Annotated in this window: 22 protein-coding genes; 19 read left to right on the top strand and 3 right to left on the bottom strand. The window is 68.6% G+C overall.

Translation table 11 applies throughout. The annotated features are described in order from the left end of the window. Positions 1-12: 12 nt before the first annotated feature. Positions 13-342 carry a HesB/IscA family protein gene (locus tag E1B00_RS01590; protein ID WP_139444957.1) on the bottom strand — a complete coding sequence of 110 codons (330 nt, stop codon included), beginning with the start codon at positions 340-342 and terminating at the stop codon, positions 13-15. A gap of 121 nt (positions 343-463) precedes the next feature. Between E1B00_RS01590 and asnS the strand changes: the two genes are divergently transcribed. The 13 genes from asnS to E1B00_RS01525 all read left to right on the top strand — a co-directional run bounded on the left by asnS (position 464) and on the right by E1B00_RS01525 (position 13,848). Then, the gene (asnS, locus tag E1B00_RS01585; RefSeq protein WP_139444955.1) at positions 464-1,861 is read left to right on the top strand and encodes an asparagine--tRNA ligase; all 1,398 of its coding nucleotides are present in this window, start codon (positions 464-466) and stop codon (positions 1,859-1,861) included. A gap of 4 nt (positions 1,862-1,865) precedes the next feature. Continuing rightward, positions 1,866-2,162, top strand: coding sequence for a hypothetical protein (locus E1B00_RS01580; protein ID WP_139444953.1), 297 nt, complete (start codon positions 1,866-1,868; stop codon positions 2,160-2,162). Positions 2,163-2,172: 10 nt separating this feature from the next. Then, positions 2,173-2,517, top strand: coding sequence for a hypothetical protein (locus tag E1B00_RS01575; protein ID WP_139444951.1), 345 nt, complete (start codon positions 2,173-2,175; stop codon positions 2,515-2,517). Between the two features lies 1 nt (position 2,518). Beyond that, a complete protein-coding gene (locus tag E1B00_RS01570; protein WP_139444949.1) occupies positions 2,519-3,154 on the top strand; it encodes an FMN-binding negative transcriptional regulator in 636 nt (211 codons plus the stop codon). Positions 3,155-3,158: 4 nt separating this feature from the next. Then, the gene (locus tag E1B00_RS01565) at positions 3,159-3,947 is read left to right on the top strand and encodes an SDR family oxidoreductase (protein ID WP_139444947.1); all 789 of its coding nucleotides are present in this window, start codon (positions 3,159-3,161) and stop codon (positions 3,945-3,947) included. 9 nt (positions 3,948-3,956) lie between these two features. Beyond that, entirely contained in the window at positions 3,957-4,247 is a 291-nt protein-coding gene (locus tag E1B00_RS01560) for a PilZ domain-containing protein (protein ID WP_139444945.1), read from the top strand. Positions 4,248-4,287: 40 nt separating this feature from the next. Further along, complete coding sequence (nei, locus tag E1B00_RS01555; protein ID WP_139444944.1) at positions 4,288-5,100, top strand: endonuclease VIII; 813 nt, start codon at positions 4,288-4,290, stop codon at positions 5,098-5,100. A gap of 53 nt (positions 5,101-5,153) precedes the next feature. Continuing rightward, positions 5,154-6,599 (top strand): aldehyde dehydrogenase, encoded by a 1,446-nt coding sequence (locus E1B00_RS01550; RefSeq protein WP_139444942.1) that lies wholly within the window; start codon positions 5,154-5,156, stop codon positions 6,597-6,599. 4 nt (positions 6,600-6,603) lie between these two features. Further along, positions 6,604-7,266 (top strand): carbonate dehydratase, encoded by a 663-nt coding sequence (can, locus tag E1B00_RS01545; protein WP_139444939.1) that lies wholly within the window; start codon positions 6,604-6,606, stop codon positions 7,264-7,266. Then, complete coding sequence (locus E1B00_RS01540) at positions 7,263-7,694, top strand: RidA family protein (RefSeq protein ID WP_176693066.1); 432 nt, start codon at positions 7,263-7,265, stop codon at positions 7,692-7,694. Before can ends, E1B00_RS01540 begins: the two co-directional genes overlap by 4 nt. A 1-nt stretch (position 7,695) precedes the next feature. Then, positions 7,696-8,217 (top strand): 3-hydroxyanthranilate 3,4-dioxygenase, encoded by a 522-nt coding sequence (locus tag E1B00_RS01535; protein WP_139444936.1) that lies wholly within the window; start codon positions 7,696-7,698, stop codon positions 8,215-8,217. A 242-nt stretch (positions 8,218-8,459) separates the two neighbouring features. Next, complete coding sequence (locus tag E1B00_RS01530; RefSeq protein WP_139444935.1) at positions 8,460-13,436, top strand: RHS repeat-associated core domain-containing protein; 4,977 nt, start codon at positions 8,460-8,462, stop codon at positions 13,434-13,436. A gap of 208 nt (positions 13,437-13,644) precedes the next feature. Beyond that, positions 13,645-13,848: a hypothetical protein gene (locus E1B00_RS01525; RefSeq protein WP_139444933.1), complete on the top strand. Its 204-nt coding sequence runs from the start codon at positions 13,645-13,647 to the stop codon at positions 13,846-13,848. 29 nt (positions 13,849-13,877) lie between these two features. Here E1B00_RS01525 and E1B00_RS01520 read toward each other — a convergent pair whose 3' ends face one another. Next, on the bottom strand, positions 13,878-14,162 hold the full coding sequence (locus tag E1B00_RS01520; RefSeq protein WP_139444931.1) for a CrcB family protein: 285 nt from the start codon (positions 14,160-14,162) through the stop codon (positions 13,878-13,880). An 81-nt stretch (positions 14,163-14,243) separates the two neighbouring features. Continuing rightward, positions 14,244-14,792: a hypothetical protein gene (locus E1B00_RS01515; RefSeq protein WP_139444929.1), complete on the bottom strand. Its 549-nt coding sequence runs from the start codon at positions 14,790-14,792 to the stop codon at positions 14,244-14,246. An 85-nt stretch (positions 14,793-14,877) separates the two neighbouring features. On the opposite strand from E1B00_RS01515, the gene E1B00_RS01510 reads away from it, so the two are divergent. The 6 genes from E1B00_RS01510 to E1B00_RS01485 all read left to right on the top strand — a co-directional run bounded on the left by E1B00_RS01510 (position 14,878) and on the right by E1B00_RS01485 (position 21,775). Further along, positions 14,878-15,885 carry an amidohydrolase family protein gene (locus E1B00_RS01510; protein ID WP_139444926.1) on the top strand — a complete coding sequence of 336 codons (1,008 nt, stop codon included), beginning with the start codon at positions 14,878-14,880 and terminating at the stop codon, positions 15,883-15,885. Continuing rightward, the gene (kynU, locus tag E1B00_RS01505; RefSeq protein WP_139444924.1) at positions 15,882-17,150 is read left to right on the top strand and encodes a kynureninase; all 1,269 of its coding nucleotides are present in this window, start codon (positions 15,882-15,884) and stop codon (positions 17,148-17,150) included. Before E1B00_RS01510 ends, kynU begins: the two co-directional genes overlap by 4 nt. 2 nt (positions 17,151-17,152) lie before the next feature. Further along, positions 17,153-18,160, top strand: coding sequence for a GGDEF domain-containing protein (locus E1B00_RS01500; protein ID WP_139444921.1), 1,008 nt, complete (start codon positions 17,153-17,155; stop codon positions 18,158-18,160). Between the two features lie 21 nt (positions 18,161-18,181). Next, positions 18,182-19,549 (top strand): FAD-dependent oxidoreductase, encoded by a 1,368-nt coding sequence (locus E1B00_RS01495; protein ID WP_139444919.1) that lies wholly within the window; start codon positions 18,182-18,184, stop codon positions 19,547-19,549. A gap of 106 nt (positions 19,550-19,655) precedes the next feature. Continuing rightward, the gene (sbcB, locus tag E1B00_RS01490; RefSeq protein ID WP_139444917.1) at positions 19,656-21,095 is read left to right on the top strand and encodes an exodeoxyribonuclease I; all 1,440 of its coding nucleotides are present in this window, start codon (positions 19,656-19,658) and stop codon (positions 21,093-21,095) included. Continuing rightward, complete coding sequence (locus E1B00_RS01485) at positions 21,092-21,775, top strand: DUF2461 domain-containing protein (RefSeq protein WP_139444914.1); 684 nt, start codon at positions 21,092-21,094, stop codon at positions 21,773-21,775. Before sbcB ends, E1B00_RS01485 begins: the two co-directional genes overlap by 4 nt. The last annotated feature ends 39 nt before the right edge of the window (positions 21,776-21,814 follow it).

Genomic DNA, 21,814 nt, shown 5'->3' with positions numbered 1-21,814 from the left:
GGATCTGATGCCTCAGGTCGTGGTCGTGAAGGATTCGCCGCAGCCGCATTCGGCCGCCACGCGGGGGTTGCGGAACACGAACTGCTGGTTCAGGCCCTGGGCCACGAAGTCTATCTCGGTGCCGTCCACCTGGGGCAGGCTGTCGGCGTCGACCCGGACGGCCACGCCGTCGGTCTCGAACACGGTGTCGTCCGGCCCCGGGGCCTTGGCGATGTCCACCACGTAGGCAAAGCCCGTGCAGCCGGACTTGCGGACCCCGAAGCGCAGGCCGATGCCGCCCGGCGTTTCGGCCAGGTAGCTGCGGATGCGGTCGGCGGCGGCGGGGGTCAGGGTGACGGCCATGGGTTTCGGGTCTCGGGCTTCGGATCGGGACGGCTGCAGTATACCGGCGCTGCGTGAATGCGAGCCTGGGTTATCCTTGCGCTCTTCACCAGATAGGCCCGTCCGGGCAGGGATTCAAGGCATGGCAGTGGTCAGCGTCCAGCAGGCGCTTTCGGGGTCGATCGCCCCGGGCAGCGAAGTCACCGTCCGCGGCTGGGTCCGCACCAACCGGGCCTCGAGCGCGCTGAACTTCGTCAACGTCAGCGACGGCTCGTGCTTCGACCCGATCCAGGCGGTGGCCACCGAGGCCCTGGCCAACTTCGAGACCGAGGTGAAGAAGCTCTCGGCCGGCTGCTCCGTCATCGTCACCGGCACCCTGGCGCCGTCCCAGGGCAAGGGCCAGAAATTCGAGATCCAGGCCACGGCCGTCGAAGTGTGCGGCTGGGTCGAGGACCCGGAAACCTACCCCATCCAGCCCAAGCCGCACTCGCTGGAGTTCCTGCGCGAAGTCGCCCACCTGCGTCCGCGCACCAACCTGTTCGGCGCGGTCACGCGCATCCGCCACTGCCTGGCCCAGGCGGTGCACCGCTTCTTCCACGAGCAGGGCTTCTACTGGATCAGCACCCCGATCGTGACCACGTCCGACGCCGAGGGCGCGGGCCAGATGTTCCGCGTCTCCACGCTCGACCTGGCCAACCTGCCGCGCGACGCCAAGGGCGGCGTGGATTTCAGCAAGGACTTCTTCGGCAAGGAGACCTTCCTCACCGTCTCCGGCCAGCTCAATGTCGAGGCCTACTGCCTGGCGCTGAGCAAGGTCTACACCTTCGGCCCGACCTTCCGCGCCGAGAACTCGCACACCACGCGCCATCTCGCCGAGTTCTGGATGATCGAACCGGAGATCGCCTTCGCCGACCTCAACGACGACGCCAACCTGGCCGAGGCCTTCCTGAAGTACCTGTTCAAGGCCGTGCTGGCCGAGCGTTTGGACGACCTGGCCTTCATCGCCGAACGCGTGGACAAGACCGCGATCAGCAAGCTGGAGGCCTTCGTCAACGCGCCCTTCGAGCGCATCGACTACAGCGAGGCGGTGTCGCTGCTGCAGAAATCCGGCCAGAAGTTCGACTTCCCGGTCGAATGGGGCCTGGACCTGCAGACCGAACACGAGCGCTGGCTGACCGAACAGCACGTCGGCCGCCCGGTGGTGGTGATGAACTACCCGGAGCAGATCAAGGCCTTCTACATGCGCCTGAACGACGACGGCCGCACCGTCGCCGCGATGGACGTGCTGGCCCCGGGCATCGGCGAGATCATCGGCGGCAGCCAGCGCGAGGAGCGGCTGGACGTGCTGGACAAGCGCATGGCGCAGTTCGGCCTGGACCCGGAACACTACGGCTGGTACCGCGACTTCCGCCGCTACGGCACCGTGCCGCACGCCGGCTTCGGCCTGGGCTTCGAGCGCCTGGTGGTCTACGTCTGCGGCCTGTCCAACATCCGCGACGCCATCCCCTACCCGCGCGCGCCCGGCCAGGCGACGTTCTGAGGCCGTGGGCACCGGCGCCGGCTCGCTGCTGCTGTTCCTGTTCCTGGGCCTGGCCGGTTCGGCGGGGCCGGCGCATTTCGGTTTCCGCGTGCTGGCCTACCGGCACCAGCTGGACCGGGGCATCAACTTCGCCCCGGGCACCGAGGACGGCGGCTGGGGCTACAGCTGGTGGCTGATGCGGTGGCGGCACCGCGCGGCCGGCGACAAGAACCTGGATTTTTTCGGCGGCATCACCGCCGGCAGCGGCTGGCTCACCCTGGCCGGCGCGGCCGGCGTGATCGCCCTGATCGCACTGCAGTAAGGATCACCCGATGAGCGAACACGACGAAACGAATCCCGGCGAAGGCCGCCGCGAACAATGGTGGCTGGCGGTGCTGCCGCGCATGCTGGTCTGGTCGCGCCTGCGCGTGCTCGACAGCGGCGTGGCCGAGGTCTTCGACTGCGACGGCCGCATCAACATCTACGAAAGCGAGGACATCGCCCGCGCCCAGCTGCTGGACGCCGATTTCCGCGCGCTGGAGGGCATGGACGCGGACGACGCCGAGGCCTGGGGCCTGGACCTCGAGGAGATCGAGCCGCCGCGCGGCGAGGACGACGAGGAACTGCGCGAGCACATGATCCAGCCGCTCAAGAACCCGCTGACCGGCCGCGACTGAGATGTACACGCCCCGCCATTTCGCCGAGACCGAACTCGCCGGACTGGACCGGCTGATGGCGCGCGACGCCTTCGCCACCCTGGTCACGGTCGCCGACGGCCTGCCCTTCGTCAGTCACCTGCCGGTGCTGTACCGGCGCGATGGCGACACGATCGAGCTGCGGGGCCACTGGTCGCGCGCCAACCCGCAGTGGCGGCATACGGGCCCGGCGCTGGCGATCGTGCATGGGCCGCACGCCTATGTGTCGCCCGGCTGGTACACCGACAAGGTCGCGCAGGCGCGCGTGCCGACCTGGAACTACGCCGTCGCCCACCTTTCGGGCACGCTGGAGGTCCATGAGGAACCGGATTTCCTGGCCGCCGTCGTCGCCGACCTGAGCGAACGGCACGAAGCGGCGGTCGGCAGCGACTGGCGCTACGAACCCGACAACGCCGCGCACGTCACCCAGCTCCGGGGCATCGTCGGTTTCCGCCTGGCGGTGACGGCGGTGGAACTGAAGTTCAAGCTCAGCCAGAACCACCCCGAAGCGAACGTGCGCAAGGCCGCCGCCGCGCTGGCGGCCAGCCCGCGCGAGGCCGACCGCGAGATCGCCACCCTGATGACCGAGCGCCTGCACCGGCGCGAACAAGGAAGCTGAGACCATGACTGCCGATCTGCGCGGAAAACACGCCCTGGTCTGCGGCGGCTCGGAAGGCATCGGCCGCGCCTCGGCCGAAGCGCTGGCCGCCCTGGGCGCCGACGTCACCGTGCTGGCCCGCCGCGCCGAGCGCCTGGCCGAAGTGGCCGCCGCCCTGCCCCGCCCGCATCCGGACCAGCAGCACCGCCACGTCGCCGCCGATGTTTCCGACGCCGCTGCCCTGGCCAACGCGGTGACGGCGCTGTGCGCCAAGTACCCGGTGCACATCCTGGTGAACAACACCGCCGGCCCGCCCGGCGGCCCGGCGCATGCCGCCGCGCCCGAGGACTACGTCAACGTGTTCCGCCAGCACCTGGTCGCCGGCCAGGTGCTGGTGCAGGCGGTGCTGCCGGGCATGAAGGCCGCCGGCTGGGGCCGCATCGTCAACATCATCTCGACCTCGGTGAAGGAGCCGATCGCCAACCTGGGCGTGTCCAACACGATCCGCGGCGCGGTCGCCGGCTGGGCCAAGACGCTGTCGAGCGAGCTCGCGCCCTACGGCATCACCGTCAACAACGTGCTGCCCGGCTACACCCGCACCCAGCGCCTGGACCAGATCCTGGCCGAACGCGCGGCGGCCACCGGCAAGTCCGCCGACGACGTCGCCAGGGGCATGCTGGCCACCGTGCCGGCCGGCCGCTTCGCGGAACCCGCGGAGATCGCCGCCGCGGTGGCGTTCCTCGCCTCGCCGGCCGCCGGCTACGTCAACGGCATCAACCTGCCGGTCGACGGCGGCCGCACCCGCTCGCTCTGAGGTCCGGACATGGCCGCCAGCGATCATCGTTTTTCCGACCGCGTGCCCTACGCGGCCCGGGTCATGGTCATCCGCGGGCCGCAGGCCTGGCTGGGCGAGGTCAAGGACCTGTCCGAAGGCGGCTGCGGGCTGTTCCGGCCCGCCGACTGCGTGCTGGACGTCGCCGAGATCGTGCAGCTGGTGTTCTTCGAGGAGCCCGGCCCGGCGGTGGTCGTGGACGCGCGGGTCGCCCGGGTCGAAAACGGATCCCTGGGTTTCGAGTACCACGAACCGCAGGCCGTGCCGCCCATCCGCGGCTGACTGCACGCGGCCTGCACGCAGCCGCCGTCATCCTGTCGCCATGCCCGAAGGTCCTGAAATCCGCCGCACCGCCGACCAGCTGGCGGCCGCCGTGGTCGGCCGGCCGCTCACCGCCGCCTGGTTCCACTTCCCCGAACTCAAGCGCTACCAGCGCGACCTGGTCGGGCGCCGCATCACCGCGATCGCGCCGCACGGCAAGGCCCTGCTGACCCATTTCGAGCACGGGCTGACGCTGTATTCGCACAACCAGCTCTACGGCGTCTGGACCATCGCGCCGGCCGGGCCGCGGCCCGACAGCGGCCGCTCGCTGCGCGTGGCGCTCGAGACCGAGGCCAGCGCGATCCTGCTGTATTCCGCGTCCGAGGTGCAGATGTGGAAAACCGCCGAGCTCGAACGTCATCCCTTCCTCTCGAAGCTCGGCCCCGACGTGCTCGACCCGGCGCTCAAACCCGCGGCCGTGGCCAAGCGGCTGCAGGAGCCGCGTTTCGCCGGCCGCTCGCTGGTCGCCCTGCTGCTGGACCAGGCCTTCCTGGCCGGCATGGGCAACTACCTGCGCTCGGAGGTGCTGTTCACCGCCGGTATCGCGCCGCAGCGGCGCCCGGCCGACCTGTCGGCGGTCGAACGCCAGCGCCTGGCCAAGGCCCTGCTCGACGTGCCGCGCGCCAGCTACCGAACCCGCGGCATCGAACCGGCGGCGGGCATGCGCAGCGACTACCTCACCGACACGCCGGCCGGTTTCCGCTTCCAGGTCTTCGACCGCGAAGGCCAGCCCTGCCCGCGCTGCGGCGACCTGGTTGTGCGGCACGAACTCGGTGGCCGGCGGCTCTACTGGTGCCCGCTCTGCCAGCGCTGAATGGCCAGGCCGAACCTGTCCGTACGGGCGCGACGGCGGTTAAGCTTGGCGGCATGAGCCTGCGGCTATCCCATCTGATCGGCGGCCAAGCGGTGACCGCTACACGCGGCGCCTGGCTCGATGTCTTCGAACCGGCCACCGGCCAGGCTTACGCGCAGTGCCCGGACGGCGACGCCGACGACGTGGCGGCCGCCGTCGCAGCCGCGCGGCAGGCCTTCCCGGCCTGGTCGGCCCTGCCCGCCAGCGACCGCGCCGCCTGGATCGAACGCCTGGCCGATGCGCTGGAGGCGCGCCTGGATGAGTTCGCCGCCGCCGAATCGCGGGACGTGGGCAAGCCGCTGGCGCTGGCGCGCAACCTCGACATCCCGCGCGCGGTCAGCAACCTGCGCTTCTTCGCCGCCGCCGCCACCCAGTTCGCCAGCGAATCGCATTCGGCGCCGGGCATCGTCAACTACACCCTGCGCCAGCCGCTGGGCGTGGTCGGCGTGATCAGCCCCTGGAACCTGCCGCTGTACCTGTTCACCTGGAAGTTCGCGCCGGCCCTGGCCGCGGGCAACTGCGTGGTCGGCAAACCCTCGGAAGTGACGCCGGTGACGGCGTGGATGCTGGGCGAAGTCGCGCGCGAGATCGGTTTTCCGCCCGGCGTGTTCAACATCGTGCAGGGCCGCGGCGCCGCCGTCGGCCAGGCGCTGGTGGACCACCCCCAGGTCAAGGCGATCAGCTTCACCGGCAGCACGGCGGTGGGCACGCGCATCGCGGAGAGCTGCGCGCGTTCGCTGAAGAAAACCTCGCTCGAACTGGGCGGCAAGAACCCGACCCTGGTGTTCGCCGACGCGCCGAAGGCGAAGCTGCTCGACACCGTCGTGCGCTCGGCCTTCCTCAACTCCGGGCAGATCTGCCTGTGCGGCTCGCGCCTCCTGGTCGAGCGCGGTTATTACGGCGAGTTCCGCGACGCGCTGGTGGCGCGAGCCAAGGCGCTGGTGGTCGGCGATCCGCAGGACCCCGCCACCACCACCGGCCCCGTCGTCTCGAAACCGCACTTCGACAAGGTGATGGCCTGCATCGCGCTGGCGAAGGCCGAAGGCGGCCGGGTGCTCTGCGGCGGCGACGCGGTGCAACCCGCCGGCCGCTGCGCCGACGGCTGGTTCATCGCCCCGACCGTGATCGAGGGGCTGGGCCCGGATTGCCGCACCAATACCGAAGAGATCTTCGGCCCCGTCGTCACGCTGCAGGCCTTCGACACCGAGGACGAAGCGCTGGCCCTGGCCAATGCCGTGCCCTACGGCCTGGCCGCCAGCCTCTGGACCTCGGACCTGGGCCGCGCGCACCGCCTCGCCGACCGCATCGAAGCCGGCGTGGTCTGGGTCAACACCTGGATGAACCGCGACCTGCGCACGCCCTTCGGCGGCGTGAAGCAGTCGGGACTGGGCCGCGAAGGCGGCTGGGAAGCCCTGCGCTTCTTCACCGAAGCCAAGAACGTCACCATCGACCTGGGATGATCCGATGCCACTGAAGGAACTGCTCGACAGGAACCGCGAATGGGCCGCCAGGGTGCGCGCCGAGGACCCGCAGTTCTTCAAGCGCCTCTCGCAGCTGCAGGCGCCGAAGTACCTGTGGATCGGCTGTTCGGACTCGCGCGTGCCGGCCAACCAGATCACCGGCCTGCAGCCGGGCGAAGTGTTCGTGCACCGCAACGTCGCCAACGTGGTCGTGCACACCGACCTCAATTGCCTGAGCACGATCCAGTTCGCGGTGGACGTGCTCAAGGTCGAACACATCCTGGTGGTCGGCCACTACGGCTGCGGCGGCGTGCATGCGGCCCTGACCGGCACCCGCGTCGGCCTGGCCGACAACTGGCTGCGCCACGTCGCCGACGTCGGCCACAAGCACGCAGCCCTGCTGGCGGAAGTCGAGCTCGAATCGCTGCGGCATGCGCGCCTGTGCGAGCTGAACGTGGTCGAGCAGGTCGTCAACGTCTGCCAGACGACCATCGTCCAGGACGCCTGGGCCCGCGGCCAGAAACTGAGCGTGCACGCATGGGTCTATTCCCTGCTCGACGGCCGCGTCCGCGAGCTGGGCATGGGCGTGGATTCCAACGACGAGCTGCCGGTCGCCTACGGCATGGCGATGGACCACATCCGCGGCAAACTCAAGGACGACCGGTGAGCGAGATCATCCACGCCAGCGGTGCGCCGCTTCCCGTCGGGCGCTATCCGCACGCGCGCCGGGTCGGCAACCTGCTGTTCCTCTCCGGCATCGGGCCGCGCACGCCCGGCACCAACGAGATTCCCGGCAACGTCTACAACGCCGCCGGCCGGCTTGTGGACTACGACATCGTGACCCAGTGCCATTCGGTGTTCGCCAACGTGCGCGCCGTGCTCGAGGCCAGCCACTGCCGCTGGGACTGGCTGGTGGACGTCACCGTCTACCTGACCGACATGCAGAGCGATTTCCACGCCTACAACGGCGTCTGGGCCGAATATTTCCCCGACGTCAACAAGGCGCCCTGCCGCACCACGCTGGGCATCACCGCCCTGCCCACGCCGATCGCGATCGAGCTCAAATGCGTGGCGGCCTTCCCGGAGTCACGCTGACATGCTCACCCCCGCCTTCAACCTGCAGCAGTGGATCGACGAGCACCGGCACCTGCTCAAGCCGCCGGTGGCCAACAAGTGCATCGTCGACGGCGATTTCATCGTGATGATCGTCGGCGGCCCGAACGCCCGCACCGACTACCACCACGACGAAGGCCCGGAATTCTTCTACCAGCTCGAGGGCGAGATGGTGCTGAAGATCCAGGAGGACGGCGCCGTGCGCGACATCCCGATCAGGGCCGGCGAGGTCTTCTACCTGCCACCGCGCGTGCCGCACTCGCCGCAGCGTCTGGCCGGCGGCATCGGCCTGGTGATCGAACGCAAGCGCCTGCCGCACGAGAAGGACGGGCTGCTGTGGTACTGCGAGAAGTGCAACCACCCGCTGTACTCGGAGTTCTTCGCCCTCGAGGACATCGAGACCCAGTTCCCGGCGGTCTTCGAGCGCTTCTACCGCTCCGCCGAACTCCGCACCTGCACCGCCTGCGGCCACCTGAACCCGGCGCCGGCGAAGTTCCAGGGCTGACGAAGCCGCAGTCGCCCTCCACTTCGTCGGCGTTCCGCCCCAGCAAAGAAGGCGGACTGAACATCTGAGAACACGGTCACAAAACCGCGAGCCAGGGGCCTGATCCGCTGTCCGGTATCTGGGGACACGTCCGTTACCCGGAAGTCGCGCAGCTGAGCTCGCGCGATTGCGGAACGCTATGCCCCAGTTTTATCCGTCGCCCGACATACTTGCTTGTATTGAGCCCCGGAACCAGGAATCCGATGAACCTCCTCTCGAAACGCTTCCGTTTTGGCGCCCATAGCGTCGTCATCGCCTTCCAGATTCTCGCGGCCTGGCTTCTCTTGAATCCGACCGTAGCGGCGCAGGACATCTGGTCTTATTCCTTCAATGGCGGCGTTTACGACAGTCGCGATGAAGCAGTATCTGCCATGCGCGCCAGCCATCCGCATGGCTCACTTCTTCAGCCAGAGTCCACCCGGGTGATCAACTACGGTGCCTCAACCGTCCTGAGGACGACCTACTCTGTCCCGTATCAGCCGCCCCAGGTCATCTCGGAGCCGTCATACACGATTGGCGGCTGGGGGCCCGCGCAAGGAATATGCGCCCCCAGCTCGGCGGACCCCACCCGGTGCGCCAACGAAGCAGAAATGATGGCTGGAAAGTTTGCGCACTACCAGCAGGCATATCCCACCTGCACTATCACCCCCTACTACGCAACGGGGTCGTACGCCAGCCCATATCACACCGTGAGCCAGTACTCCGGCCATCCTCAGTCGGCGCGGATCCAATACACGTTTCCCAGCACTGAACACAAGCGACTGATGGAGTTCGACATGACCTGCGGTGATGACGACGAACCGAATCATCACGAAGACTGGATGTCGATGGAAGCCAGCATGACCTGCCCTTCCGGCATGGTTGCCCGCTCCGGCAAGGCCCCGGCTTACAGCGACGGGAACAACGAGGTGGCGCCGCACCAGATGTGCCGGTCCACCGCTGCCAAGCCCTATATCGACTCGACCGTTCTTCAGGTGGCCTGCGAGCCCGGCAACTGCAACCCCGTGTATCCAGGCACAGGGGACAAAGCCCGGTTCGAGACGGACTTCGTTTTCGCTGGAAGGGAATTCGGTCGTAGCTACCACTCGCTTCAACAGGAAGATCCGACCCGGACCATTGACATCTCGGGGACGTCCGATCCGATGCGCACGCTCGCCCCCGGATGGCAACACTCCTACACCGACAAGCTTTATGCCGAGCGCAACCCGAAGACTCTGTACAGCGACCGAGGCTACTACGACTTCTTCCGGAGCGTTGCGACCGGAATCTTCCGATCCGAGACAAATCCGGACAAGGTTCTTCGGGACTTCGGGGGCGGTTATCGCCTGATCGAACCCGACGGGTCAACCAAGGAGTTCGACTACGACGGGAATCTGACGCGCGTCTATCATCCCGACGACCTGGCCAATGCGGTGACTCTGGCCTACGACGGCATGGGACGCCTGACCACGATCACCGACGCGAAGGGCCGGGCGCTGACCTTGCTTTACGACCCCGGAAGCCGCTTGCTCGCGACGCGTACGGACATGGGCGAAGAGACGCTGTATGGCTACGACGCCAACGGCAACCTGACATCGGTCGAGCGCCCCGATGGAAGCGTGCGCGTTTATCACTATGGCGAAACCGGCCTGGCGCCGGCGGGATTCAAACACCACCTGACAGGCATCACCGATGAACGCGGAAACCGAATGGCGACATTCGGGTACGACAACCGTGGCCGGGCGATTCTAAGTCGACTCAACACCGGGAATCCTGGATCTCCGACGCACGATATGACGACCGTCGCCTATACCGGCGGCTTCGCGGCGACGGTCACCCGCGCGACCGGGGAATCGGTCGATTACACGTTCTCTTCGCACCGTACACGACGCACGCTTTCACGAACCGATGGCGATGGTGAAGTGGAGAAGACGTACGACAGCACGGCGAGATTGTTGTCGCTAACGGAGGCGGATGGAACAACGACCACGTTCGGATACGCAGACACCTACACGAACTCCGTGACGGAATCGGTCAACCTAGAGAGCGAGCGTCGCAGGCTCATGGCGCGTGACGCCAGGCACCGGATCATATCTACTGAGGTCCAGAGTAAGGTCGCCGGAGTTTTCGACACCGAATCCCTGCTAACTGCGGCCTACGAAGCTGCCGGACAGATCCGCGCCTCCTGCGCCATTGATCCCGACTCGGCAAATGCCAGCTACGTCTGCGGAAGCTTGGCGTCCGCGCCCAGCGGCGTTCGACAGACCCTGTATGCCTACTGCGACGCCACCGACGTGGCCGCCCCCAACAGCACCTGCCCCATCCTCGGCCTGCTGAAATCGATGGATGGGCCCCGCACCGATGTGGCCGACACCGCCAGCTTCGAGTACCGCAGCGCGGACGACCTGACAGGCTGCAGCACCGGCGGCGCCTGCCACCGCAAGGGCGACCTGTACCGGGTCACCGACGCCACGGGCGCGGTGACGACCTACAGCCGCTACGACCTGGCCGGCCGGCCGCTCCAGGTCGTCGATGCCAACGGCATCGTGACGGATCTGGAATACAACGTCCGCGGCTGGCTCACCGCCCGCAAGGTCCGCGGCGCCGACAACGGCACCGAGGCCGACGACGCCATCACCCGGCTGGACTACGACAACGTCGGCCAGGTCACCAAGGTCACCCAGCCCGACGGCGCCTTCGTCGAGTTCAGCTACGACCAGGCCCATCGCCTGACCGGCATCGAAGACAACTTCGGCAATACCGTCAGCTACACGCTCGACGGCGCCGGCCACCGCATCAGCGAAGAGACCCGCGACGCCGGCAACGTGCTCAGGCACAGCCTCAGCCGCGTCTACGACCAGCTCGGCCAGCTCGAGACCCTGGCCGACGCGCTGTCCACGCCCACCGACTTCACCTACGACGCGGTGGGCCAAGTGGACACGGTCACCGACGCCTTCGGCCGCACCACCGACCACGACTACGACCCGCTGGGCCGCCTCAAGCGCAGCATCGCCAATGTCGGCGGTACCGGTCCCGAGCGCGCCGAGACCCAGTTCCAGTACGACGCCCGCGACAACCTCACCGCCGTGATCGACCCCAAGGGCCTGACCACCAGCTACGGCTACAACGGCCTGGGCGACCTGGTGACGCTGGCCAGCCCGGACACCGGCACCACCACCTACACCTACGACGCCGCCGGCAACCGCGCCAGCCAGACCGATGCCCGCGGTATTACGACGATCTACGGCTACGACGCCCTGAACCGCCTGACCGCCCTCGACCTGCCCACGCCCGGCCAGGACATCGGCTTCAGCTACGACACCGCACCCACCGTCTGCGTCCCCGGCGAGACCTTCGCCAGCGGCCGCCTGTCCGGCTTCACCGACCCCAGCGGCAGCACGGCCTACTGCTACGACCGCCGCGGCAACGTGGTGCGCAAGCTGCAGTCGGTGACGGGCACGCCCGACGCCACCGTCGGCTACACCCACAACGCCGCCAACAGGTTGGTGGCGATGACTTACCCCAGCGGCGCCGTCGTCACCTACCAGCGCGATGCCGCCGGCCGCATCACCGGCGTGATGGCCCAGCCGACGGCGGGCAGCGCGGCCGTCACCGTGGTCTCGGACGTGGACTACCTGCCCTTCGGGCCCGCGACGGGGGTGACCTTCGGCAACGGCCGCACGCTGGACAGGACCTACGACGGCAACTACGGCATCGCGGCCATCGCCGACAGCGCCGTGGATGGCCTGGCCCTGGACTACACCCTCGACGCCGTCGGCAATGTCACCGGGCTGGACGAGCGGCTGGCCGGGGGCGGCACCGCCACGCGCAGCATCGACTACGACGCCCTCGACCGGCTCGAAGCGCTGAAGAATGGCGCCACCCCGATCCAGGCCTTCACCTACGACGCCACCGGCAACCGCCAGAGCAAAACCGCCGGGACGACCGAGGCCTACACCTACCCCACCACCAGCCACCGCCTGACCCAGACCGGCGCCACGGCCCGCGGCTACGACGCCGCCGGCAACACCACGACGGTCGGCGCCAGCCGCGTCTTCACCTACGACGACCGCGGCCGGATGAGCCAGCTCACCGACGGCGGCGTGCTGACCCGGGAATACGGCTACAACGCCCGCGGCGAGCGGGTGGTCAAACGCAACCCCACCGTCACCGGCGGCGATGTCACTTTCGTTTACGACGAAGCCGGCCGCCTGCTGGGCGAATACGACGACGCCGGCGCCCGGATCCAGGAATACGTCTGGCTCGACGACACCCTGGTGGCGGTGCTGGGCAGCCATGCCGGCAGCAGCCACCAGTACGTGCTGACCGACCACCTGGGCACGCCGCGGGCCATCGTACATCCCGGCACCAACGCCGTCGTCTGGCGCTGGGACCTGACGGGCAGCGCGTTCGGCGACCATGCCGCGAACGAAGACCCGGACGGCGACACCGTCGCCTACACGTTCAACCTGCGCTACCCCGGGCAGTACTTCGACGAAGAGACCGGGCTGCACTACAACTACTTCCGGGATTACGATCCGGGCACCGGGCGGTATGTGCAGTCGGATCCAATTGGGTTGGCGGGGGGAGCCTCGACCTATGGCTATGCCGGAGGAAATCCGGCTGTAAACTTCGACCCCAGAGGTCAGTACTGCGTCTCTCACCGAGGGGACACCTTATGCCACTATCCGGGCGGGCCTATGTTCATGGTCCCGACTCCGAAGGGGTTTCCCGAGCACATCAACTCGAATGGCGTCCGAAACGCTCTTCTCTATCATCGTTATGACGTCACCCGGAATATTGGATGTAAAGACCCAGCCTCGGTGATGAACGGGCTGATCAACCGCCCCACACCAGATGCTGGCGGGCCCCGCCCGGCAACCACGGGAGGAACGGCGAACAATGCGGCCGTTGTCCCTCTAATGAGCAATCCAGTGACGAGCTATCTGACAGAAGATCTGATTACAGGCGATCCGCTCGTCGTAAACATGGCGGGAAGCGACGGGTTTTTTGAACCTGGATACGCCGCGCGGACTGTTCGGAACGGGGTCGCGCACACGTATGGCGAGGGACTTAACCCGCTTCAAAGTCCAGCGCTTACGTTTGGACCGCTTCCAAACTACCTTGCCAACGAGTTGATATGGGGCTCACAAATGTCCGACATCATCTCCAGCGCCAGCGGATGTGGTTGCAGTGAGTAAGGTCTCTAATTGCGGCCTGCTGGTGTTCAGCACGCTAGTTGCCTCAGCGGCCTCCGCATCGTCGGTTTCGTTGCTTCTTTCGTTGGCTACCTGGGGACCATGGAAGCTGGGGCACGTGGTGCTCTACACGATCGCTCTCTTTCCGGGATGTTTCTTCGCAGTAGCTGCCCTCGGGGTGCCTGGGTTCATGCTTGCCCGTGCGTTTCGAATGGACTCCATCCTGTCAGCCGCGCTTTATGGAGCCGGGTCAGGGTTTGTAATCGGCTACTGGATTGGCGGAATGGCTGTCACCATGGCGCTTGCTCTCTACGCTGCTCTCGGCATAACAGCAGGTGTGATGTTCATCTGGACGCAAAAGAAAACGACGGCAATCAACCATCGTTTAACCGCTGAATCGCTCTGGACTCCTTAAACACGTTTTCGTTCTACCTCGCCGGGGCCTCAAACCGTCTTGGCGACGTCTGCCAAACGCGCCCCCACCCAAACCATCGCGAACCCACCTACCAGCGTCAGCCCGAGATACCCCGCCAGCACATCGGCCTTCGCCCCGCGCGCCATCACCAGGCACTCCAGCATCAGGGCCGAATAGGTGGTGAGGCCGCCGAGCACGCCGACGATCAGGAAGGCGCGCAGGGTCAACGCGCTGGGGCCGCGGCCTTCCAGCCACACCAGCAGGAAACCCGCGGCGAAGCTGCCCAGCGCGCCGGCGTGCCCAAGGCATGCCATTGCTGAGCTGGCGCAACAGCCAGCCGCCGATGACGCCCCCGGCAACCGCACCGGCAAGACCGCCGGCAGGCCCGAGGCCGATCAGCCGCCGGATGACTCGATACGCGTATAGACGATGGCGGCTTCAGCTCCGGCCGCGGCGGCCGCTTCGGCGCGCTCATCCGCTGTGGCCTGATTGCCCACATACGTCTCACTGCGCGAATACGTGCCCTCGCCTATCCGGGTGACGAACGCGTGCTGGTGCGAGCGGTCCGGCAGGTCCAGTCCGGTGCCGTCGACGAAATCGAAGCGCTGCACATCCGGGTCCGGTCCCGGCACCCACTGCAACCGCGGCTGGTTGCCCTGCGGGCAGTAGTGCGTCGCCAGCAGGCGGTCGCCGTCGAGGTGATAGAGGGTCATCGACTCCCGGCCCGGGCCGAGCTGCCAGGTTTCGACCAGCACCGTGCCCGCCGCCGACAGCCGGTAGTTGACGGTGTGCCGCCGGCCGTCGGGGAACGCCCCCTGCCAGTCGCCCTGCAGGGTCTTGAGGCGCTCGAAGGCCTGTGCGGCCGGGGTCGGCACCTGCGCCAGCGCGGCGCCGGACAATGCCCACAGCAGCAGGCTCAGGAGGCTGGACGAGGCAAGGCGCATGGGTCGCTCCACGGGGCGGGCGGGTGGCGCCGAGTATAGGACCCGACCGCGCCGAGCCGCGCCAATCCCGCCTAGAATGGCGCCCATGCTCAAGATCGACACCCACGCCCATTACCTGCCCAGGACCTGGCCGAACCTGGCCGAGAAGTACGGCGACCCGCGCTTCCCGGTGATCCACCACGAGGACGGCCGCGCCCGCATCTACAAGGACGGCAAGTTCTTCCGCGAGATCTGGTCCAAGACCTGGGACCCGGCCGAACGCATCGCCGACTACGCCAGGTTCGGCGTGCAGGTGCAGGTGATCAGCACGGTGCCGGTCATGTTCAGCTACTGGGCCAAGGCGCACGAGGCGCTGGCCCTGCACGAGGCGCTGAACGACCACATGGCCGAGGCCTGCCGCGAGCACCGCCGCCATTACGCCGGCATCGGCACGGTGCCGATGCAGTCGCCGCAGCTGGCGATGCGCGAGCTCGAACGCTGCATGGACCAGCTGGGCCTGCAGGGCGTGCAGATCGGTTCGCACATCAACGACTGGAACCTGGACGCGCCCGAACTGCAGCCCTTCTTCGAGGCGGCGCAGGACCTGGGCGCGGCCATCCTGGTGCACCCCTGGGACATGATGGGCAGCGAGTCCATGCCCAAGTACTGGATGCCCTGGCTGGTGGGCATGCCGGCCGAACAGAGCCGCGCGGCCTGCGCGCTGATCTTCGGCGGCGTGCTGGAACGGTTCCCGCGGCTGAAGGTCTGCCTGGCGCACGGCGGCGGCAGTTTCCCGTACACCATTGGCCGCATCGAACACGGCTTCAACATGCGCCCGGACCTGGTCGCCACCGACAACCCGCACAGCCCGCGCAAATACCTCGACCAGCTCTATTTCGACAGCTGGGTGGCCGACAACCGCGCCCTGCGCTACCTGCTCGACACGGTCGGCGTGCCGCGGGTGATGCTGGGCACCGACTATCCCTTCCCGCTGGGCGAACAGGTGCCGGGCGCCGGCATCGCCGCGATGGGGCTGTCCGAAACCGAACAGGCCCGCCTTTACCACGGCACCGCGCTGGAATGGCTGGGCCTGCCGCGCACGAGGTTCGAATGAGCCCGACCCTGGACCAGGCGCTGGCGCTGGACGCCGCCGACCCGCTGTACGACTTCCGCGACCGTTTCCACATCCCGCAGCACCACGGCGAGGACCAGGCCTATTTCTGCGGCAACTCGCTGGGCCTGCAGCCGCGCGCGGTGCGCGCCGCCCTGGTGCAGGAGCTCGACGACTGGGCCGCGCTGGGCGTCGAGGCGCATTTCCGCGGCAAACACCCCTGGATGCCCTACCACAACGAAGTGCGCGAGGGCCTGGCCATGCTGGTCGGCGCGCAGGCCTCGGAAGTGGTGGCGATGAACTCGCTCACCGCCAACCTGCACTTCCTGATGGTCAGCTTCTACCGGCCCACGCGCGAGCGCCCGGCGATCCTGATCGAAGCCGGCGCCTTCCCGTCCGACCGCTACGGCGTCGAATCGCAGATCCGTTTCCACGGTTTCGACCCGGCCACCGACCTGATCGAACTCGAGGCGGACGAACCCGGCGGCACGATCTCGATGGCGGCGATCGAACGCGTGCTGGCCGAACACGGCCACCGCATCGCCCTGGTGCTGTGGCCGGGTGTGCAGTACCGCACCGGCCAGGCCTTCGACCTGAAGGAGATCGTGCGGCTGGGCCATGCGCAGGGCTGCGTCGTGGGATTCGACCTGGCGCACGGCGCCGGCAACCTGCGCCTGGCGCTGCACGACAGCGGCGTCGATTTCGCCGCCTGGTGCCATTACAAATACTGCAATGCCGGCCCGGGCGCCGTCGCCGGTGCCTTCGTGCACGAACGCCACGCCCGCACCGAGCGGCCGCGCTTCGCCGGCTGGTGGGGGCACGACCAGGCCACGCGCTTCCGCATGGGCCCGCAGTTCCAGCCCACGCCCGGCGCCGACGGCTGGCAGCTGAGCAATCCGCCGATCCTGGCGCTGGCGCCGCTGCGTGTGTCGCTGGAGCTGTTCGCCGAGGCCGGCATGGACCGCCTGCGCGCGAAGTCGGAGAAACTCACCGCCCACCTCGAGGCGCTGATCGCCGCCCGCTGCGCCGACGTCCTCGACGTGGTGACGCCGTCCAACCCGGCGCGGCGCGGCTGCCAGCTGTCGCTGCGCGTCGCCGGCGGACGTGCCCGCGGCCGCGAGCTGTTCGAGTACCTGGAAACCCGCGGCATCGTCGGCGACTGGCGCGAACCGGACGTCATCCGCATCTCGCCGGTGCCGCTGTACAACCGCTACGCCGACCTGCACCGCTTCGTCGACGCGGTCGAACGCTGGCGCGACGGCGGCTGAGCATGCCCACCCTGCGCCGCGACTCGTTCACCCTGCTGCGCGAGCTGATGCGCTGGCGGGTGGCGCTGGTGCTGTCGGTGCTGATCTTCGTGCTGATGATCGTGCTGGGCACGGTCAACACCCGCCTGGACCTGCCGGACACCGCGCAGCTGGCCTGGATCGTGCTGGCCATCGCCGGCGCCTGCATCGCGGCACTGCTGACGCTGCCGCGGCACCTGGGCGGCACCATCTTCTTCGTCAGCATCGCCCTGCTGCTGGTCGGGGTGATGGCCTTCGGGCTCCACCACGGCCGGCCGATGCAGCACTGGGCCTACATCTTCCCGCCGGTGATCGTCTTCCTGGTGCGTTCGGACCGCGCCCTGGTCGCAATGATCGCCTTCGGCGTCTACGCCGCGGCGATGATCGCGCCCCTGATCCCGGCCATCGACGTGATCCGCTTCGCCAGCGGCTACGGCCTGCTGGTCTGCTTCATGTTCACCTATGCCCTGCTGCAGGAGCGCGCGGCGGTGATGCTGCGCTACCACTCCGACCACGACGCGCTCAGCAACTGCCTGAACCGCCGCACCTTCAACGAGGCCGTCGAGCAGCTGGCCGGCCCGCGCGGCACCGCCGAGGCCTGCACCTTCCTGCTGATCGACATCGACTACTTCAAGGCCATCAACGATCTGCACGGCCACCTCGCCGGCGACCGCATCATCACCCAGGTCGCGGCCGAGCTGGGCCGCGCGCTGGCGCCGGGCACGCCGCTGTTCCGCTACGGTGGCGAGGAGTTTTCGGTGCTGCTGCTCGACCGCGGCCTCGACGACGGCCGCGCCGTGGCGGAAGAGCTGCGCGCCGCCATCGCCGACGCCGACTTCCAGGGCGTGCCGGTCACCATCAGCATCGGCGTGGCGCATTGGCGCCGCGGCGAAGGCAGCATCACCGCGACGCTCGACCGCGCCGACCGCGCCCTCTACGAAGCCAAACGCAGCGGCCGCAACCGCGTCGTCGCCGACGCCCCGCTCGCCTGACCCCTCCGGACCCAAGACCCCGTGCAGCCCACTCCGCAACAGAAGATCACCCTCGTGGGTGCCGGCCTCGCCGGCGCCCTGCTCGCCATCCTCCTGGCCCGCCGCGGCTGGCAGGTGGACGTGTTCGAAAAACGCCCCGATCCGCGCCGGCGTGGCTACGAGGGCGGCCGTTCGATCAACCTGGCCCTGGCCGAACGCGGCCTGCATGCGCTGCGCCTGGCCGGACTGCAGGACGCGGTGATGGCGCAGGCGGTGATGATGCGCGGGCGCATGGTGCATCCGCTGGGTGGCGAAACCATGCTGCAGCGCTACGGCCGCGACGACAGCGAGGTGATCTGGTCGGTGCACCGCGGCCGCCTGAACATCGCCATGCTCGACGCCGCCGAAGCCGCCGGCGCCCGCATCCATTTCAATCAGCGGCTGGACGGGGTGGACTTCGCGGCGCGGCGGGTGCGCTTCGTCGACGACCACGAACGCAGCGCCCGCGAGCTCCCGTTCGACGTGCTGCTCGGCGCGGACGGCGCCGGCTCCGGCCTGCGCGAAGCGCTGCGCCCGCACCTGGCCCTGGGCGAAAGTTTCGAGCCGCTGGGCCACGGCTACAAGGAGCTGGAGATCCCGCCGGCGCCGGACGGTGGTTTCCGCATCGAACCCCACGCCCTGCACATCTGGCCGCGCGGCGGCTACATGTGCATCGCCCTGCCCAATACCGAAAAGACCTTCACCGTCACCCTGTTCCTGCCCAGCCAGGGTGACCCGAGCTTCGCCACCCTGCCGGACCTGGCGGCGGCGCGCGACTTCTTCGCCCGCGACTTCGCCGACGCCCTGCCGCTGCTGCCGGAGTTCGACGCCGACTGGACCAACAACCCGATCGGCGGCCTGGGCACGCTGCGCCTGCAGCGCTGGCATCTGGACGGCCGCGCGGTGCTGCTGGGCGACGCCGCCCACGCCATGGTGCCCTTCCACGGCCAGGGCATGAACTGCGCCTTCGAGGACTGCGTGGCCCTGGACGAATGCATCGCCTCGGCGGCGGATTTCGAGGCGGCCTTCGCCGCGTTCGAGGCCCTGCGCCGGCCCAATGCCGAGGCCATCCAGGCCATGGCGCTGGAGAACTATGTCGAGATGCGCGACCGCGTGGACGACGCCGACTTCCTGCTGCAGCGCGCGCTGGAGCGGGTGCTGGCCGAGCGCCATCCGGGCCGCTTCGTGCCGCGCTATTCGATGGTCAGCTTCACGCGTACGCCCTACGCGACCGCCTTCGAGCGCGGCAAGGTGCAGCGCGCGATCCTGGTGGCGGCCACGCGCGGCGTCGCCCGGATCGAGGACGTGGACCTGTCGGCGGCGGACGCGCTGGTGCGGGAGCGGCTGGAGCCATTGGAGTCCCAGGCATGACGAACCGGCACAGGTTCCGCGCTGGCATGGGCGGGCGCGCTGTCTTCCGGCCGATCGCCGGAACCGACGGCAGGCATCCGGGCGCGCACTGGCGTGGGGCGGGTCCGTGACGACCCCGCAATTCCTTTGGTACGACCTGGAAACCTTCGGCCGCGATCCGCGGCGCACGCGCATCGCCCAGTTCGCCGCGGTCCGCACCGACCCCGAGCTCAACCCGGTCGGCGAGCCGATCAGCCTGTTCTGCCAGCCCGCCGACGACCTGCTGCCCTCGCCGGCGGCGACCCTGATCACCGGCATCACGCCGCAGCACGCGCGCAGCGTCGGCCTGCGCGAGGCCGACTTCATGGCGCGCATCGCCGAGGAGCTGGGCCAGCCCGGCACCTGCGCGGTCGGTTACAACTCGATCCGCTTCGACGACGAGTTCGTGCGCTTCGGCCTGTACCGCAACTTCCACGACCCCTACGAGCGCGAGTGGAAAAACGGCAACTCGCGCTGGGACCTGCTCGACGTGCTGCGCCTGGCCGAGGCCCTGCGTCCCGAGGGCCTGGTCTGGCCGCTGCGCGAGGACGGCGCGCCCAGCTTCAAGCTCGAGCACCTGGCCGAGGCCAACGGCGTGCGCGAGGGCGAGGCGCACGAGGCCCTGAGCGACGTGCGCGCCCTGATCGGCCTGGCGCGGCGCTTCAAGGCCGCCCAGCCGCGGCTCTGGGACTACGCGTTCGCGCTGCGCGAGAAGCGCAAGGTCGCCGCGCTGCTGGACGTGGTCAACATGACGCCGGTTCTGCACATCTCCTCGCGCTATCCGGCCAGCCGGCACTGCGCGGCGCTGGTGCTGCCGATCGCGCGGCACCCGAAGATCGACTCGCGGGTGATCGTCTGCGGGCTCGACGACGACCCGGAGGCCTGGCTGGGCCTGGACGCCGACGGGATCGCCGACCGCCTCTACACGCCCTGGGCCGACCTGCCCGAAGGCGAACGGCGCGTGCCGCTGAAGGAAGTGCACACCAACAAGTGCCCGATCCTGCTGCCGCTGGAACACCTGCGCGAAGCCGACTTCGAGCGCCTGGGCATCGACCGCGCCCGCTGCCTGGCCCACGCCGATCGCCTGCGCGCCGCGCCCGGCCTGGCGGAAACCGTGCGCCGGGTATTTGCCGCCGAGACCGCCCGCGAGCCGGCCGACGCCGACGCCGCGCTCTACGACGGGTTTCCCTCCGACGCCGACAAACGCCTTTTCCCGCGCGTGCGCAGCGCGCCGGTGGCCGAGCTGGCGCAGTTCGCCGGGCGCTTCGACGACCCGCGCTTCGCCGAGCTGCTGTTCCGCTTCCGCGCGCGCAACTGGCCCGAGTCGCTGGATGCCGCCGAACGCCAGCGCTGGGACGACTACCGCCGCCGCCGGCTGGCGCCGGGCAGCACGCTGACCGAATACGATTTCACGGGCTATTACACCGAGATCGCCACACTTCGGGCCAGCAACGAACCCGGACCCAAGCACGCCTGGCTGGACGCACTGGAGGCCTGGGGCCGCGACCTGGAGTCTTCCCTGGCATGAGCAGCTATTTCAGCGACAAGAGCTTCAAGTTCCTGCGTGCGCTGGCGCGCAACAACTCGCGCGAGTGGTTCAGCGCGCACCGCGCCGACTACGAAACGCACCTGAAGGAGCCGTTCCAGCGCCTGATCGCCGACCTGCAGCCCGACCTGCTGGCGATCAGCCCGCACTACCGCGCCGATCCGCGCGGTACCGGCGGCTCGCTGTTCCGCATCCACCGCGACACCCGCTTCTCGAACGACAAGACCCCTTACAAGACCTGGTCCGGCGCGCGCTTTTTCCACGAGCGCAGCAAGACCGTGCCGGCGCCGTCCTTCTACCTGCACGTGCAGCCCGGGAACTGTTTCCTGGGCGCCGGCATCTGGCACCCGGAGCCGGAGACGCAGCGGCGCATCCGCAACTTCATGCTCGACAACCCCGCCGGCTGGACCGCGGCAGTGCGGGCGCCGGCATTCCGGCGCAAGTACGAGATGTGGGGCGAGACCCTGGTGCGGCCGCCGCGCGGTTATCCCGCCGACCATCCGCTGATCGACGATCTCAAGCGCAAGGATTTCACCGCCGGCATGGCGCTGGAAGACAGCATCGTGCTCGGCCCGCGCCTGCGGCAGTCGGTGGTCGCGGGATTCAGGGGGCTGGTGCCGCTGGTGGACTACCTCTGCGCGGCGCTCGACCTCGAGTTCTGAACCCGCGTCCCGCTGCTGCGAGCCGCTGTCCCCGCCTCG

Origin of the sequence: Arenimonas terrae, from assembly GCF_006265115.1 — a bacterium.
Classification (GTDB): domain Bacteria; phylum Pseudomonadota; class Gammaproteobacteria; order Xanthomonadales; family Xanthomonadaceae; genus Arenimonas; species Arenimonas terrae.
Note: the sequence above shows the minus strand (reverse complement) of the source record. Positions and strands in the feature narration are given on the sequence as shown.

Bases quoted from the DNA above. Each gene is read 5' to 3' on its own strand.
- E1B00_RS01590 (WP_139444957.1), bottom strand. From the start codon at position 342: ATGGCCGTCACCCTGACCCCCGCCGCCGCCGACCGCATCCGCAGCTAC.
- asnS (WP_139444955.1), top strand. From the start codon at position 464: ATGGCAGTGGTCAGCGTCCAGCAGGCGCTTTCGGGGTCGATCGCCCCG.
- E1B00_RS01575 (WP_139444951.1), top strand. From the start codon at position 2,173: ATGAGCGAACACGACGAAACGAATCCCGGCGAAGGCCGCCGCGAACAA.
- E1B00_RS01570 (WP_139444949.1), top strand. From the start codon at position 2,519: ATGTACACGCCCCGCCATTTCGCCGAGACCGAACTCGCCGGACTGGAC.
- E1B00_RS01565 (WP_139444947.1), top strand. From the start codon at position 3,159: ATGACTGCCGATCTGCGCGGAAAACACGCCCTGGTCTGCGGCGGCTCG.
- E1B00_RS01560 (WP_139444945.1), top strand. From the start codon at position 3,957: ATGGCCGCCAGCGATCATCGTTTTTCCGACCGCGTGCCCTACGCGGCC.
- nei (WP_139444944.1), top strand. From the start codon at position 4,288: ATGCCCGAAGGTCCTGAAATCCGCCGCACCGCCGACCAGCTGGCGGCC.
- E1B00_RS01550 (WP_139444942.1), top strand. From the start codon at position 5,154: ATGAGCCTGCGGCTATCCCATCTGATCGGCGGCCAAGCGGTGACCGCT.
- can (WP_139444939.1), top strand. From the start codon at position 6,604: ATGCCACTGAAGGAACTGCTCGACAGGAACCGCGAATGGGCCGCCAGG.
- E1B00_RS01535 (WP_139444936.1), top strand. From the start codon at position 7,696: ATGCTCACCCCCGCCTTCAACCTGCAGCAGTGGATCGACGAGCACCGG.
- E1B00_RS01530 (WP_139444935.1), top strand. From the start codon at position 8,460: ATGAACCTCCTCTCGAAACGCTTCCGTTTTGGCGCCCATAGCGTCGTC.
- E1B00_RS01525 (WP_139444933.1), top strand. From the start codon at position 13,645: ATGGACTCCATCCTGTCAGCCGCGCTTTATGGAGCCGGGTCAGGGTTT.
- E1B00_RS01520 (WP_139444931.1), bottom strand. From the start codon at position 14,162: ATGGCATGCCTTGGGCACGCCGGCGCGCTGGGCAGCTTCGCCGCGGGT.
- E1B00_RS01515 (WP_139444929.1), bottom strand. From the start codon at position 14,792: ATGCGCCTTGCCTCGTCCAGCCTCCTGAGCCTGCTGCTGTGGGCATTG.
- E1B00_RS01510 (WP_139444926.1), top strand. From the start codon at position 14,878: ATGCTCAAGATCGACACCCACGCCCATTACCTGCCCAGGACCTGGCCG.
- kynU (WP_139444924.1), top strand. From the start codon at position 15,882: ATGAGCCCGACCCTGGACCAGGCGCTGGCGCTGGACGCCGCCGACCCG.
- E1B00_RS01500 (WP_139444921.1), top strand. From the start codon at position 17,153: ATGCCCACCCTGCGCCGCGACTCGTTCACCCTGCTGCGCGAGCTGATG.
- E1B00_RS01485 (WP_139444914.1), top strand. From the start codon at position 21,092: ATGAGCAGCTATTTCAGCGACAAGAGCTTCAAGTTCCTGCGTGCGCTG.